Annotated in this window: 11 protein-coding genes; 4 read left to right on the top strand and 7 right to left on the bottom strand. The window is 60.9% G+C overall.

Translation table 11 applies throughout. From position 1 onward, the window contains the following. Nucleotides 1-26: 26 nt before the first annotated feature. The 3 genes from rfbA (at nucleotide 27) to AC1VNY_RS08765 (ending at nucleotide 2,829) form a co-directional block, all read left to right on the top strand. Entirely contained in the window at nucleotides 27-938 is a 912-nt protein-coding gene (gene rfbA / locus AC1VNY_RS08775) for a glucose-1-phosphate thymidylyltransferase RfbA (protein WP_482404856.1), read from the top strand. After that, a complete protein-coding gene (gene rfbB, locus AC1VNY_RS08770; RefSeq protein WP_028345287.1) occupies nucleotides 928-1,995 on the top strand; it encodes a dTDP-glucose 4,6-dehydratase in 1,068 nt (355 codons plus the stop codon). Before rfbA ends, rfbB begins: the two co-directional genes overlap by 11 nt. Before the next feature lie 285 nt (nucleotides 1,996-2,280). Beyond that, complete coding sequence (locus tag AC1VNY_RS08765) at nucleotides 2,281-2,829, top strand: hypothetical protein (protein ID WP_482404855.1); 549 nt, start codon at nucleotides 2,281-2,283, stop codon at nucleotides 2,827-2,829. A gap of 102 nt (nucleotides 2,830-2,931) precedes the next feature. Here the strand turns inward: AC1VNY_RS08765 and AC1VNY_RS08760 are convergent, their stop codons facing one another. Continuing rightward, entirely contained in the window at nucleotides 2,932-3,900 is a 969-nt protein-coding gene (locus AC1VNY_RS08760; RefSeq protein WP_482404854.1) for a hypothetical protein, read from the bottom strand. A gap of 169 nt (nucleotides 3,901-4,069) precedes the next feature. On the opposite strand from AC1VNY_RS08760, the gene AC1VNY_RS08755 reads away from it, so the two are divergent. Then, nucleotides 4,070-5,230, top strand: coding sequence for a glycoside hydrolase family 71/99 protein (locus AC1VNY_RS08755; RefSeq protein WP_482404853.1), 1,161 nt, complete (start codon nucleotides 4,070-4,072; stop codon nucleotides 5,228-5,230). 95 nt (nucleotides 5,231-5,325) lie between these two features. Here AC1VNY_RS08755 and AC1VNY_RS08750 read toward each other — a convergent pair whose 3' ends face one another. The 6 genes from AC1VNY_RS08750 to AC1VNY_RS08725 form a co-directional block, all read right to left on the bottom strand. Continuing rightward, nucleotides 5,326-6,249 carry a glycosyltransferase family 2 protein gene (locus AC1VNY_RS08750; protein WP_038387934.1) on the bottom strand — a complete coding sequence of 308 codons (924 nt, stop codon included), beginning with the start codon at nucleotides 6,247-6,249 and terminating at the stop codon, nucleotides 5,326-5,328. 12 nt (nucleotides 6,250-6,261) lie between these two features. Further along, nucleotides 6,262-8,472, bottom strand: a complete 2,211-nt coding sequence (locus AC1VNY_RS08745) for a glycosyltransferase WbsX family protein (RefSeq protein WP_038387935.1) — start codon at nucleotides 8,470-8,472, stop codon at nucleotides 6,262-6,264. Between the two features lie 322 nt (nucleotides 8,473-8,794). Next, entirely contained in the window at nucleotides 8,795-10,828 is a 2,034-nt protein-coding gene (locus AC1VNY_RS08740) for an SEL1-like repeat protein (RefSeq protein WP_482404886.1), read from the bottom strand. Continuing rightward, a complete protein-coding gene (locus tag AC1VNY_RS08735) occupies nucleotides 10,828-12,174 on the bottom strand; it encodes an HlyD family type I secretion periplasmic adaptor subunit (RefSeq protein ID WP_026192529.1) in 1,347 nt (448 codons plus the stop codon). Before AC1VNY_RS08735 ends, AC1VNY_RS08740 begins: the two co-directional genes overlap by 1 nt. Next, nucleotides 12,164-14,401, bottom strand: a complete 2,238-nt coding sequence (locus AC1VNY_RS08730) for a peptidase domain-containing ABC transporter (protein ID WP_482404852.1) — start codon at nucleotides 14,399-14,401, stop codon at nucleotides 12,164-12,166. The genes AC1VNY_RS08735 and AC1VNY_RS08730 overlap by 11 nt, the downstream gene beginning before the upstream one ends. A gap of 196 nt (nucleotides 14,402-14,597) precedes the next feature. Continuing rightward, nucleotides 14,598-15,212, bottom strand: a complete 615-nt coding sequence (locus tag AC1VNY_RS08725; RefSeq protein WP_212055416.1) for a class I SAM-dependent methyltransferase — start codon at nucleotides 15,210-15,212, stop codon at nucleotides 14,598-14,600. Between the last annotated feature and the right edge of the window lie 310 nt (nucleotides 15,213-15,522).

Raw genomic sequence — 15,522 nt, 5'->3', positions numbered from 1 at the left:
TTCTGATAGTCAAATTGTGAGGGACCATGAAAGGCATTATCCTTGCCGGTGGCACCGGCTCGCGCCTCTATCCGGTGACGACAGTCGTCTCCAAGCAACTGCTGCCCGTCTTCGACAAGCCGATGATCTACTATCCGCTGTCGACGCTGATGCTGGGCGGAATCCGCGATATCCTGATCATTTCCACGCCGCAGGACAAGCCGCTGTTCCAGCGCTTGCTCGGCGATGGCAGCGAGATGGGAGTCCGGTTCGCCTATGCCACGCAGGAGACCCCGCGGGGTCTTGCCGACGCCTTCATCGTCGGACGCGACTTCATCGGCGATGACTCTGTTGCCCTTGTGTTAGGGGATAACATTTTCTACGGCCACGGCCTGCCGAGCATGCTGTCCGCCGCCTCGATCCGCAAGAAAGGCGCCACCGTGTTCGGCTACGTCGTGAACGCGCCGGAGCAGTACGGCGTGATCGAGCTGGACGGCACCGGCCGGGCACTCTCGATCGAGGAGAAGCCGAAGCGGCCGAAGTCCAACGTCGCGGTCACCGGCCTCTACTTCTACGACAATGATGTGGTCGACATCGCGGCCGGCATCAGGCCATCGCCGCGCGGCGAGATCGAGATCACCGACGTCAACAGGGCCTATCTCGAGCGCGGCGACCTCTATGTCGAGGTGCTCGGCCGCGGCTTTGCCTGGCTCGACACCGGCACCCATTCCTCGCTGGTCGAAGCCAGTCACTTCGTCCAGATCCTGGAGCAGCGCCAGGGCCTGCGCATCGCCTGCCCCGAGGAGATCGCGCTGCGCCAGGGTTACATCTCGCTCGAAGCCTTCGCGAGGGTCGCACAGAAGACCGCCAAGAGCAGCTACGGCGAGTACCTGCTGTCGGTCTACCGCTCGTTCCACGGCGAGCCCCGCGCGGCGGAGGTATTCAAACATGCGGTTTAAGGGATCGACGATTTTCGTCACCGGCGGCGCCGGCTTCATCGGCTCCGCCGTGGTCCGTCACCTGCTGCGCGACACCCACGCCCGCGTCGTCAACATCGACAAGCTGACCTACGCGGCAAACCTGGCTTCCCTGCCCCGTGCCGCCGAAAGCCTGAACTACACCTTCGAGAAGGCCTGCATCTGCGAGGCACAGAACCTGCGCCGGCTGTTCGAGAAATATCAGCCCGATGCGGTGATGAACCTTGCCGCGGAAAGCCATGTCGACCGCTCGATCGACGGCCCCGGCGAATTCATCCAGACCAACATCGTCGGCACCTTCACGATCCTGCAGGAGACGCTGCGTCACTGGCGTTCGCTCTCGCCCGAGAAGCGCGACCGCTTCCGCTTCCTGCATATCTCGACCGACGAGGTGTTCGGGTCGCTCGGCGACGAAGGGCTGTTCACCGAGACCACGGCGTATGCGCCGAACTCGCCCTATTCGGCCAGCAAGGCATCGTCCGATCATTTGGTGCGGGCCTGGCGCGAGACCTACGAGCTGCCGACCCTGGTGACCAACTGCTCCAACAATTACGGCCCGTATCACTTCCCGGAAAAGCTGATCCCGCACATGATCATCAAGGGGCTCGCCGGCGAGCCGCTGCCGGTCTATGGCGACGGCAAGAACATCCGTGACTGGCTGTTCGTCGAGGATCACGCCAAGGCGCTGACGCTTGTGCTGGAGCGCGGCGAGGTCGGCGAGACCTACAATGTCGGCGGCCGCAACGAGCGCACCAACCTGCACGTGGTCGAGAGCATCTGCGACCTGCTCGACGAGGTCGTGCCGGCCGCAGCAGGCCCGCGCCGCCAGCTGATCAATTTCGTCGCCGACCGGCCCGGCCACGACCGCCGCTACGCCATCGACGCCACCAAGCTCGAAACCGAGCTCGGCTGGCGCGCCGAGGAGAATTTCGAGACCGGCATCGCCAAGACCGTGCGCTGGTATGTCGACGAGCAACCCTGGTGGCGTTCCATCCTGGAGGGCGGCTACAAGGTGGAGCGTGTCGGCCTGAACCAGTAGCCGCCGATCACCGCGGATCATCAGCAACGGTGGCAGCGCCGATCATCGTGGGACTTGCTGAATATCCCTCGGCCGGAAGATGTCCGCCGATCGGGTGCAAGGATGCAAGCCTTGGCGACCGTGACTCGGCGGTGATGACTTGGCGTTGATGACCTGGCGTTGATGAACTGCGGCGCGGCCTGAATATGCAAAGACGTGCTGGGATCAGACACGTCCAACGCCCCCGGTGAGGAGAAATTGTCCCGGGGGTTGCGAACAACGAGGAGACGTCAATTGCTACCAAGAATGTCGCGGGAAGAAGCGGAACTGTTCTTGTCGTTTGTGAGAAATAGCCGCGATTACGTCGAATTCGGCACAGGCGGAAGTACGGTCATCGCCTCAAAGCACGTCACGAACTCGATACTGTCCATCGATTCCTCACAGGACTGGCTGGATCAGGTGGATCGTGCGTGCGCCTCAGCTCGTACGAAACCTCATTTGACGTTCATCGACATCGGACGGACTGGCGATTGGGGTTTCCCGGTCGACCCATCAACAAAGCCGCGTTGGCCGGACTATCACTCGACCATCTGGGAAACGCCGAAAAGCGCCAATGCTGATCTGTATCTCGTCGACGGTCGTTTCAGGGTCGCATGCTTCGCCCAGATCGTCCTGCACTGCGGCCCAACTGCAATCATCGGCATGCACGACTTCAGCTCTCGCCCCGCCTATCACTGCGTCAGAGAGATAGCTCGCGAAATCGCGACGGCCGGCGATATGTCGTTCTTCATGCCGCTTGCGAACAGAGAGGCTGCCCAAGCCATCCTTCAGTCGTTCAGCGGAGAGCCGTCCTGAGCGGCGAGCTCTCCCGATAGACGTCAAAGGCTACGTTGCACCATGGCTTGCCGCCTGGGCGTTAAAGGCGGCAATGCCCCGGCGAAGCGGGTAGATCCCACCTCAAGAAGGCAGTGTTTGCGCGCATAGCGCGTCAAAGGATGCGGCGAACTCGGCAAAGACGCGCTCCTCGGTGGGCGACGCAAATTCAACTTTGCCCGACTGATCAATTCGCATCGAGCCGGTTCCCAAGGGAGCCGTCTCGGGACCGCGGTCCTCTCGAAGAGACAGCATCCGCTTGATCTCGGTCACGTACAGCTTCTCGTTCTCTGTCGCCCGCGATATATCCCGCTCCAATACTTTCTCAAGGGAGTCTCCGCGCTGCATGAATCCGCGGGCAATCAGCTTGTTTAGATTGGCGCGGATCCTCTGCGCGGGCGACAAGGTCGCCATATGCAGCAGGAAAAATCCAAACAACGGCGCGGGAGGCTTCTTTCCCTTGGCGATCTGGCAGTTGTGATTCACCTCTCCCGAGAAAGGCGCGGCAGCCGACCGGATCAACGGCTTGCCCCAGGTGAGGCCATTCCGGAGCGTCCCCAAATCGGTGCCGCACAACATTCTGTCGCGATAGGAAGGCGCGTTGTACAGCCAAGTCGACGGGATAAACGCACCACCTTCCTTGTCGTTCAGGTGACGCAATATTGAAGCGTCGCTCGTGAAGCGTTCGCCATCATAGAACGCCAGAAACTCGTCCGTATCCAGGAAGCAATGGAAATCGGAAGAAGCCGACAGGCTGGCGTAAAGCTCCTCGAAGTTTTTGGGGTTGTGCAGATTGTTGTGAAATCCGCCGAAACTCGCGATCAGCAAGTCCGGCCCCAGCTCTTCGTAAACCGACAAGACCTTGCTGTCGGAAGATCCGTTGTCAAAAATGATCAGGTTCGCATCGCCCACGATTTTCCTGTGATGGTCTACCCAATCCGCAAGGAAAAACGGATCATCCTTGGTCTTGAGAACGATCTTGAGCGCTCCATGGCTGCTCCGGATGCGATCGCAAATCGCCGTAGATTCATTTTCCCATGCAACCAGCTGCATCAAACACGGTCCCTGTGCGTTGCAATCAACATCGACTGGTTTTAGCCAATCTAAGCTCATCGCGCAGAAAAAGTTTGGCCCATCATTAGCCGCACTGTCAGTGGATCATTAGGGCGTTTTTGAAGAGAATCAACAGGATGTTTGGGAAAACAACGGCGAGCGCTCGAAGATGCTGACACGACGATTGTTTCTGGCCCTGGGTTCAGCTGGAGCCCTTAGCTATACGGTTGAGCGCGCCCTGGCCGCCCAGCAAGTGGCTGCGCGCACCGATCGGCCTCTGGTGGGCGCGCTACGGTGGGACGCCTGGTATGCCCCCGGATCAACGCCAACCAAGGCGGTTGAAACATCACTCTCTCCCCAGCAGTACCATTGGCGAGTTCCATTCTTTGCGAAGGAGACCACCGGAAAGAGCCGCAGTGAAGTTGCCTTTCCGGAGATCACGCAACAGACGATCGACAAGGAAATCAAGCAGGCCGTTTTCGCAGGCATCGACTACTGGGCGTTTGTCGCCTACGGCTCCGCCGATCCGATGTCGAGGGCTCTGAAAGTCTTCAGGGAAAGCCCGATCAAGAACGAGATTTCCTACTGCATCTTTACCGAGTTCCCTCGATGGGGCTCCCACGACAAGGTCAGCCCGCTGATTGACGAACACGTCAAACTCATGGGCGACAGCAACTACCTGAAAGTAGCGGGCGGAAGACCGCTGTATTTTCTCGGCTTCATACATGTTGCCGACGTTGAAAAACGATGGGGTGGGTTCGAGAACCTTCGAGCCCAGATCGAGCAGTTCAGAGCGCGTGTAAAGGCCGCGGGACACGGAGATCCGTACCTGGTGCTCACCGGTGACAAGAAACTGCTCAATGAACAGGGCGCTTTCCTGACTGCCGACGCGGTCAGTTCCTATGCCGGCGTTTACGGGAGCGTCCGTGGTTCCTACGCAGACCTCACGCGCGGCGCGGAGCGAGACTGGAATGAACTGGCCAAGAGCCGGCTTCCCGTCATCCCCACCGTGATGACCGGCTGGGATCGCCGTCCACGCATCGAACGCCCAGTGCCTTGGGAAGCCAAGCAGCGCCCGGGCGTGGGAATGGAAAACTTCTTCATTGCGCCGACTGGGGCGGAGCTGTCGGATCATCTGCACCGCTCCATCGAATGGAGGGCTGCTCAGCCGGGTGAGATGAAGTCTCCTGCGATCCTGATTTATGCCTGGAACGAAAACGACGAAGGCGGATGGCTTGTCCCCACCTTGCCCTGCAAGACCGAGCGCCTGGAGGCCTTGCGCAAGGTCCTGAAAGACCCGCAATCCAAGCAAAGGCCAAACCTTTGTTAGCACTGATGTGCTGAGGCTGGCGCCCGCGAGCTTCTTCAGCTGCGACCGGGCGTCAGCCGTGACTTGGCGCGTGATCTGGCGTCAGCCGCGCTGTGCTAGCGCCATTCGGCCGGGACCGTCCATTGGTTCAGCTCCACGGTCCTGTGCTCGGCCAGATACGGTGCGTAGAGCTGCCGCATCCAGAAGCGGAAGTTCGGGTAGTTCCTGATCAGCTTGTAGAACGCCTCCCCCATGTTGAGCGGACTGAGACAGGTCCCGTTCGGCGGCTTGGACGTCATCGCGCGCAGTGAATAGCTGTGCATGCAAGCCCGCGTTTCGCTTTCGGCCACCGAACTTAGTCCACGGAAGCTGTTGGTCGCATGCAATCGATACATGTATTGATCGGATTCCACGTATTTTGGTTCGACGATCGTGATCGCGCGCAGCGCGAATTCCCAATCGTGACAATATTTGAGGTCCGCGAACCACCCGGCCTGCCGCAACAGTTCGGCGCTCAACACAAAATTTCCCGTCGAGGCGGCGATCTGCGACTCCAGAAAGGACCACGACAGCGGGCGATCGGCGCTTACCGCCTGGCTCGTTGCGTATCTGAGACGCGCCGGAAACTGAAAGCTCTTGATGGACTTCCCGTTCTCGTCGATTGGTTCGATCGCGGAGAAGCCGAAGAACAGCTTTTCAGCGCCATGGCGGCCGACAAATGTCTCGACCCGCTCTTTCGAAAAGGCGTCGTCCGAGTTGAGCAGGAAGAGCATCTCGCCCTTTGCAAGGGACAGCGCGCGATTCCAGGTAAAGTGAGCTCCCATGTTGGTGGGATTCTTGAGCAGTTTGCATGATGCAAAACGCTTCGCGAACGACTTCCGCTTCAGAAGCCTTTCGGCCAATTGGAAGCTGTTGTCCGGCGAATTGTCGTCGACAATGATCAGCTCAAGTTTGGGATAGGTCTGGTCGAAGACCGTCTCGAGACAATGCTCGAGATAGGCCTCGTGCTTGTAACAAGCAATCACCACGCTGGCTAACATAGGACTCTCAACTCAATGCCGAACGACCAGGGAATGGCTTGATCCAACCAGCAGGTTTTCTCCTTCGCCAACCTCAAGCATCGAAAGCCTGTACTCTCCGTCCGGCAGTCCCTTGAGCATGAAGCTGACCTCGAAGCCGAAGCAGCACTCGCGAGCGGTCGCCTTCATATACTCCGTGACATCCATTCGCTCGTGCCAATCGATGACGAGGCAGTACCCGCTCTTGCCGGCGTTCGTCTCTCCTTCCGGAGACAACACCAGAAACGAGATGCGGTTTCGCAGGGGCTCGAAGCCATCCTTGGCAAAAACCCACCCTCGGACCAGCACTCTGTAGCGCGGGTCAACCACCACGCGCTCCTCCGTCTGCGAATTGATGTTCTCGATCACGAACATGGAGCCATCCGGACTTGCGATGGCTCCCTCGATTTCGACCGGCAAGCCTTCGCGAATGCTCTGGAACCCGGTGAGCGCGACTTCATTGCGCTGCAAATTGGCGAGTACTTCGACATGAACTGCAGCGCTCTTGATCGTCTGCTCGAGCTCCGATCGGCTCAAGCAGTCCAGCAGCGCGGAGTTCGAGCGCAGTTCTGCCGAGATCGACTCGCCGGCCGACACACGCCTGACGACGTCGAGATAGGCACGGCCGAAACGCGAGTCCGGCTCCAGATGGGCTCCCTCGGCCCATTCGTTCCACGAATTGATGAAGACGATCGGCTGTTCGAAAGAACTCCGGCGAGCCCGCTCGGTCGCCTCGCGAAGCCAGACTTCGAATGCCTCGGGGCTTGATCTCACGAACACATGTCCACGCGAGCCCTTGCGCGGCGTGTTGTCCCAGCGCGGCATCACGGTTGGAAAGAACGGAAACTCATAGACCTTGCCGAGCGTCGAGCGCATGGCTTCGAGATAGTCGTAGAGCTTGCCGGAGAACTCCGTCGGCGTCTCGACCTCCGCCCGGCTCAGCTCCCGCGCATTGACGGTATGGGGCGGGAATTCCACGGCGGCATCGCAATGGAATTCTCGTGGATCGAACTCGCCGAAGGTCATCGCATTGCAAATCAGCAGCTCGCCGATGCCGAGTTGCCTTGCACGCACACGCCAGGTCTGGAACAGGCGTTCCTTGTCCGGGATCAGCGAGGGACGGTAGATGAGAAGGATCTTGCGACCGTCAACGGTGATGTAGCGATCATCCAGGAGGATATCGGCCATATCGTCAATGAAGCGGACATCATCCTCGAGGGAGTGGTTCTGGCCGAGCAGCAGCTCGGTATCAGATCCATCCCATCGCCGTGACCAGTTTTCGTTCGCCCAGCAGATGCAGAACGGGATGTTCGGCTCGCCGTCCTCCAGCAAAAGCCTCAGCGGCCGCTCCAGCAATCTTCGCCCCTGAAACCAGTAGGCGTAATAGCAAAAGCCGTGAACGCCGTAACGGCGAGCCAGGTCTGCCTGTTGCTGGCGCGTCTCGACCAGTCTCATGTCATAGAAGCCGAGATCCGCGGGCAACCACGGCGACTGGTGCGTGGGAAACTGCGGACGCATCTGGGAGACGTTGGTCCATTCGGTGAAGCCAGGACCCCACCAACGGTCGTTCTCCGCGAACGAATGGAATTGCGGCAGGTAGAAGCAGACGTAGCGCACCTCCTTCACGGAGGCGGCACCTGCCATGGCGGCGACCAATTTCTTGTCGTTGTTCGGAAACAACAGATCGTCGTAATCGTCGGTCGAGAAGCCGAGCGCGACGACCACCTCGTTCGACTCGAGTTTCTCGAACAGCGGTATTTCGTAGTATTCGCCGTCGTTCAGGCTGATGCGCAGGTAGATCTGCACAGGCTTGCGTTCCAGCAGCGTATTCTTCAGGGCGCGAGCCAGACGACGGCGTACGCCCGGCGTGGATAGATTGATGCGAAATCCGGGACGCCCGATCACAGTGTGCGGACCGACGCTGGCCGGCACAGACCGGCCCGTCCGTCCCTCTTCGACACAGTGGGAAGCAACAAAAAGCGATATCGCAACGGTCGAAGCAGGCGACTGCGCATCCACAATCCAGCCGGAGATCACTCGTCCGGAGTGCTCGAGGATCGCACCACGCAGCCTCGGTCCCGACTGGAGATCGCCGACATCGGGATCCAGGAATACGCTCTGCGATTGATCGTCCTGCTGAACCGGACTGGCAACGGGCAACATATCCTTCGTATCCCTGACGCTCCGTTCCACCATCTTGTTCATCGCTTCTCAATCTCCTACCAACGTCTAACGTTGGTTCCAGTTTCTTTCTCAGCCGTGCGGAAGATCGATATCCCGAGATCGCGTTGCCGTTCGAACCTGCCCCGGATCGTGACCTGATGCTTATCAGTCAACTTCACACAACCACAATGAGTATTTGTTGGCGACGTCCACATTAACGCAATCTCTCTGTCGTCGATATGAAAGCCACCGTTAGTTCTGCCCAGATTGTCGCGCGAAGCTGCCTGCTTCGTTGCCTTCGCGCCTAAAAACAAAGCCGCCGCTCAGCGCCTGCGGCCGCGTGCGAAGCCCGCCTCCAGCAATCTCAGCCAACACTCTCGCCCATTGCCTGCAGACGACGTCGCGCGCCTTCGTTGTTCTGCTGTGCCGCTTGTCGATACCAATGCAACGCCTGATCGCGGTCCTGCGCGACGCCGTCGCCGGCGCGCAGTGCATCGCCAATCGCGAGTTGGGCTTCGACCATGCCCTGCTTCGCCGCGGCCTCGAACCATTCGGCCGCCTTCGCCGCATCGGCATCGCGCCCCTGTCCCCGGCCGAGCATCACGGCAAGGTTGTATTGCGCTGTCGTGTGGCCCTGGCGCGCCGCCGCCTCGTACCACGTGACGCCCTTGGCGAGGTCCTGCTCGACGCCCTGCCCGGTGCAATACATCACCGCAAGCTTGAACTGCGCCGCGGCGTTGCCGCCGTCCGCAGCCTTGACGATCCAGCCGGCGGCGGCCTGCGGATCCTTGAGGCCGCTCTTGGGGTCGGAATACAGCAGCGCCAAAGTGTGCTGGGCTTCGACGTGCCCGGCGCTTGCCGCACGCTTGAACCATTGGGCTGCGGCCGGAAGATCGACGGCGCCGCCGGATCTGCCCATGTGAAGCCCGCCCAGCTGAAATGCCGCAGCCGGATGGCCCGCCTCGGCAGCGTCGGTCAGCAGCGCACGTGCTTGCGCAAGACGCTCCGCGGACGGCTCGTCCTGGATGAGAAACATCGCATAGGCCGTCTTCGCGTCGGCATCGCCGCCGTTGGCCGCCTTGCTGAGCCACTCCGCGGCGCGCGCTTGATCGCGCGGCACGCCGTTGCCGGCAGAGTAGAGCCGACCGAGCTGCACGCCGGCGGCGCTGATGCCTCCCTCGGACGCGCGCTCGAACCACTTGATCGCAGTCGCGACATCGCGCGCCACGCCCCTGCCATTGAGATAGAACACCGCAATGTTGTGGGCCGCGGTGGCGTGGCCGCCCTCCGCCGCACGCTCGAACCATTTCGCAGCCTGACGAATGCTGGGCGGAACGCCGGTGCCGGTGGCATAGAAGCGTCCGGTCAGGAACTGCGCCTGCGTATCGCCGCGCTCGGCCGCCTTCTCATACCAATACGCCGCCTCGCGCAGATCCGGCTCGGCGGCAGTCCCGAGCGCATAGAATTCGGCGAGCGCCTGGATCGCCGGCAAATAGTCCTTCCGCGCCGCCTTGCGCAACGCGGTCTCGGCCCTGTCGAGATCCTTGACAGCCCCTTTGCCGCTCAACCGCAACAGCGCAATGTTGTAGAGCGCGATCGAATCGTCATGCGCAGCGGCGCTCTGGAACAGCCGTGCGGCCTCTTCGACACTTTCGGGAAGCCCGGTACCCTTGAGGCACATGAAAGCCAGCGCAACCTGTGCGCGAACATGTCCCTGCTCGGCGGCCTTGTGATACCAGATTGCGGCCTGCGCGAAATCGACGGGAACGCCGCGGCCCTGATAATACACATCGCCGAGTGCGAATTCGCCGGACGCCGCTTTCTGCTCGGCCGCGGCCTGATACCAGCGCAGCGCTGCAGCGTGATCCCGCTCGCAACCTTGCCCGTTGGCGTACATGTTGCCAAGAATCGATTGCGCCTCCGCCTTGCCGGCTTCCGCCGCCACCGACATCCAGAGGAATGCGGCGTCGACGTCCTTGGCCACGCCTATCCCGTTCGGGAAGACCAGATCGTGGAGGTTGATCGCCTTGTCGCCGAGACGGGCCGCAGTGGATTGCCGCCACATCTCGGGCCTGTTCGGACCGAGCGTGGCCTTGACCCCGTTGAGGTAGATCAGGCCAAGCTGGAATTGCGCATCCAGATGTCCATTCAGCGCGGCGCGCTCATACCACGCTACCGCGTCCGGAATGCTGCCGATAACGCCCTCGTTCCGCGCATAGAGCAGCCCGATCCGGTAATCCGCCTCAGGGTTGCCCGCCCGCGAGGCACGCCGCCAAAAGCGCAGGGCTTCAAGGTATCGCCCGTTCTCGTAAGCCTCCAGTCCCCGTTCAAACTGCTTTGAGTCTGAACGGGAGGAGTCGGGCCGGAACAACTCGAGCAGGGATCTCGTCGACTCCATCATGGCTCGCGCATCGCTTCCGTCATGCCGCGCAGCATGTCACTGAGCAGATACATCGCCACCGAACGGGTGCCGACATTGACGTCGCCCTGCAGCGTCATGCCCGGGATGAGGCGGAAATTGTTCGGAACATTGGTGAAGTTGCTCTGGTCGACCGAGCATCGCGCCTTGTAGTAGGCATCGACGGGCTTTCCGTCGTCGTCAGTGGTGAAGGCGCCTTCGCTGATCCAGCGTATCTTGCCCGCCGCCGTGCCGTGCTCCGCCGCGTTGAAGGCATCGACCTTCAACGTGCAGGGGTCATTCGGCCGGATAAAGCCGACGTCGCGGGACAGCACCTGGATCTCCGCCTCCAGCCGCGTCTTGAGCGGCATCAGCGTGATGAAGGGATCGCCCGGCTTCAGCACGGATCCGACCGAGAGCTTGGCAAGGGTGAGGACGACCGACGGCTCGGCAGCCGTCCATCGGACCAGGTCCTGATGCTTGATGGCCTTGTCGTAGGCTGCCCGGGCCGTATCCAAATTGTTGCGCGTCGTGACCAGATCCTGGCTCAGCTGCGCGTTCCACTGCTCGATGAAGGCCTTGCGATCGGCCCTCAGCGAGTCGAGCTGGTGTTGCGCTTCCAGCAGCGTGTTGTGCGTGTTGTCGATCTGACGCAACAACTCCAGGCGCGTATCCTGCGACAGATACAGGTTCAGCTTGGACCCGCTGCCGCTTTCGGCAAGGGTCGAGCGCATGTCCTCGATCTTGCCGGCGATCTCGGCGCGTTGACCATACCGCTCGTCGTCCTTCTTCGCCTTCGAGATCGTCGCTTCGGTCTGGCTGATCTTGGAATCGTAGCTCGTCACCTGCGCGCTGTACTGGGCGACGCGCTGGTCGTAGAGCGCCTTCTGCAAGGCGTTGTACCTGGCGGCATCCGGATCCTTGGCGTTGCCATACGACAGCGGCTTTCCGGACAATTCGGCCTCGTCACGCGCAACCTGCGCATCGAGGCTCGCGATCTGCAGCTTGTACTGGGTGACATCGGCCGCCGTGAAGGTCGAGTCGAGGGTCGCAAGCAATTGTCCCGTGTCGACCTGCTCGCCTTCCCGAACATCGATCGTCTTGATGATCGACGGGTCAAGGGCCTGCAGCACGTTGATCTGATCGACCGGAACGATCTTGCCGCGGACGCTGGTGATCACCCGATCGAGGCGCGTCAGGCACATGATCGCCACGATGGATACCAGCAGCGCCGACAGCACGAACAGCGTCGCACGGGCCAACATCGGCTCGGGCGCCTCGCGGATGGCGTCGGTTTCGGACTGGAACTGGCGAACGGTCGCGAGCGAAGCTTGATTAGGAGACAAGGGTCGGACTCCTGAAGTTAGGCTTGTCGTTGCGGCCCGACGGAACGAGATGCGTGTTCTGCTGGTACCAGAGCGAGCTGTAGATGTCGTTGCGCTCCAGAAGTTCCTCGTGGCGACCGATATCGTTGACCACGCCGCGATTGAGCACGAGGATCGCGTCGGCCTTGGTCAGCGACGACAGGCGATGCGAGATGATGATCAGCGTGCGGCCGTGCGCGATCCGCGAAATGTTCGCATTCACGATCGTCTCGCTCTCCGCATCGAGCGCGCTGGTCGCCTCGTCCAGGATCAGGATGGGCGGATTGACGATCAGCGCGCGCGCGATCGCGAGGCGCTGACGCTGTCCGCCGGAGAGGTTGGTGGAGCCCTCGTAGACATAGGTCTCGTAACCCCGCGGCAGCTTGTCGATGAATTCCTCGGCGCCGGCCAATCGCGCCGCCCTGACGACGTCGTCGAAGGTCGCGTCCGGCTTTGCCGCGGCAATATTCTCGCGGATCGTGCCGCTGAACAGGAAGTTCTCCTGCAGCACGACGCCGACGTTGCGCCGCAGATGGTCGACATCGTATTCCCGAACATCGATACCGTCGACCTTGATCAACCCGCCATAGTCGGAGTGCAGGCGCTGCAACAGCCGCGTGATCGTGGTCTTGCCCGAGCCGCTCTTGCCCATCACGCCGAGCGTCGTGCCGAGCGGAATCTCGAATGAGATATTGTTCAGCGCCGGCGACACCGCGCCCTTGTACTTGAACGTGACGCCGGAGAACTCGATCAGGCCCTTCAGCGGAACCCGCACGCCATGGCCGGAGCGTCCCTCCTCCGGCAACTGATTCACCAGATTGCCGACGATGGTGACCGCGGTGCGCGCCTCGTCATACTGGTTGATGAGTTGGGCCATCTTCATCAGCGGGCCGGCAACACGCTGCGACAGCATCAGAAAGGCAAACAGCGCCCCGACATAGACGGGATCGCCGCTCGATACGGCGAGGTAGACGCCGAGTGCATAGGGAGCGCTGACCGCCAACCGTTCCAGCGGACGGACCAGCGTCTGGATCATGTTTCCGGTCATGCCTTCGGCAAGACGCGCCTTGGCGGCGCGCGCAACGAGCACATCCCACATGTGCCGCTGACGCGTGTCGAGCGCCAGCGATTTGATGGTCCTCATGCCGTTCAGGCTCTGGATCAGAAACGCCCCCTGCGCGCCTTCGGCGGCAAGAACCGCCGAGGAGCTCCGCCGGTACACGGGCAGCATCAGGATGAGCCAGACCACGATCATTGCGGCAAAGCCCAGGACCATCAGCGTCATGATCGGGCTGAAGAAGAACATGACGGGCAGGAAGAAGATCAGCGTCGTCGAATCGAGAACCGTCCCGAACAATTGCCCGGTCAGGAAGCCGCGAATCCGGAACACTTCGCGGATGTCCCGGGAAATCAGGCCGACGGGATTCTGCTCGAAATAATCGATCGGCAGATTGAGCACCTTTTCAAACACGTAGGTCGACAGTTTGACGTCGAGGCGTGCCGTCAGGCTCTGAACGAGGTATTGCCGCAGGAACGAGAACGCCGTCTCGAACAGGATGATCACCAGCATCGCAACGCACAGCACGTAGAACGTATTGTACGCCTTGTAGAAAATGACCTTGTCCGAGAGCAGCCTCCAGAACATGATCGGTGCCAGCCCCATGAAGCCCAGAACCAACGCCGCGATCGCGACGTCGCGCATGATGCGCCGTTCGCGGAACACCAGGGCAACGACAAAACCGAAGCTGAACGGCTGCGTCTCGTCCGAAATCTCATAGTCGCGCTTGGCCATGACGACGTCGCCCGACCAGATGTCCTCAAAGCGCGGTTGATCGATGACGAGCAGCGCGTCCTCGCCGGCATTCGGATCCTGCAGGACCACCCGGGAGCTGTTTTCATCGCCTTCGAGGCGCAGCAGCACCATGTGGCTGCCGTCGCGCAGGCGAACGATGGCCGGCAGCGCCCTCTTGAGATGGCTCAGGCCCTTCCAGTCCAGCGTGACGGCCTTTGCCGTCATGCCCGAGGAATTCGCGCACTTCAAAAGCTCGGCCAGCGTGACTTCCTGGTCGCCCAGGAGGTTGTCGTGGATCAGCTGGGACGGGGTCAGATGCAAACCATGCTGTCTTGCCACGATGACAAGACAAGCGAGACCCGAAGGTGGCAGTGCCTCCACCGAAGGTGCGCCGACGAGCGAGAGGTGTTTGGTCATGGATGCCTCGAAGTTTCGACTGCGCAAGGTCCGGTCCCCAGCGACATATAACTTATCACTGTTAGTTCGCTAACGCAGCATTTTCAGCGCGTCACCCGAAAAAGATATGCATCACGGCAGGCCGCGAAGCCAGTTTCGAGCACGTTCTCGTGCGACTTAACCAGGGAACCTTATAACATTGTTTAACATCGACAAATCACGAGTCGGCGGTCACCGTCTCCTGGAAGTCGAATCCGCAGGCCTCCAGCTGTGGCCTGATCCGCTCATCCCTGGCCTCCGGCATGAGCGCCAATGCGCAGATCTCGAAATTGCCGCTCCGAACCGACACCGTCGGGAAACCGGCGCTGAGCAGCAGGTTCCCCATCCGCTCGGTCGAAAAGCCGGTCTTGTGCGCCATGTGGTGGCGCCCCTGCTCGATCGCGCCGGAATGCCCGTAGATCATGTCCAATGGCCGGATCGGACCTGCCGGCGAGACGTAAGCGATCGCGCCGAGGCCGCGTGTCAGCATGTGCTGAGCGACCGCCTCGAGGTCTGGCGACATGATCAGTGCGAAGCCGTCCGGTTTGAGCACTTCGCGGAACTGGACGAATGTGGGGTGAACCTCATGGGCATAGAGATGCTCCATGACATGAGAGCACCAGATCGCATCGAACGAGGCCGCCGGGAACAATCGGGCAAGATCGGTGATCGACCCGACGACATCGGGGTTCACGCCGCTGTCGACGTCTAATCGAATCTCGTCCCATTCATGCGATGTCAGGAGCGGCTGGATGCGCTTGGTAACTGTCGATCCAGCGCCGGCATTCAGCATTTTCTTCGTGGCCAATTCGAGAGCTCCGCAGGTTCGTTAAGCGGCTGAGTTCTGCAGCGATCGTTCGTCTTGACCAAAGGCGCCAGTGCCGCGGATAGCCATCGGCCAGAGCTCCGTCGTGTCAAGCGAGCGGCACGGCTTTACAAAAGCTACGTGGTCCGAATGTGACGGACTAACTTCTAACATCCCTTGTCGGAAATGCCCGAGGCGGAACTTGTGATGAGTTGATGCAATTGACGCGAAGCGGTCGACAAAGTTCCAATCGGAATGCGCGTACGCGCTTCCACTGATGCGAGCCGAACTCATCGCG

It is taken from the genome of Bradyrhizobium ferriligni, from assembly GCF_056837965.1.
This window is presented reverse-complemented; position numbering and strand designations above follow the sequence as displayed.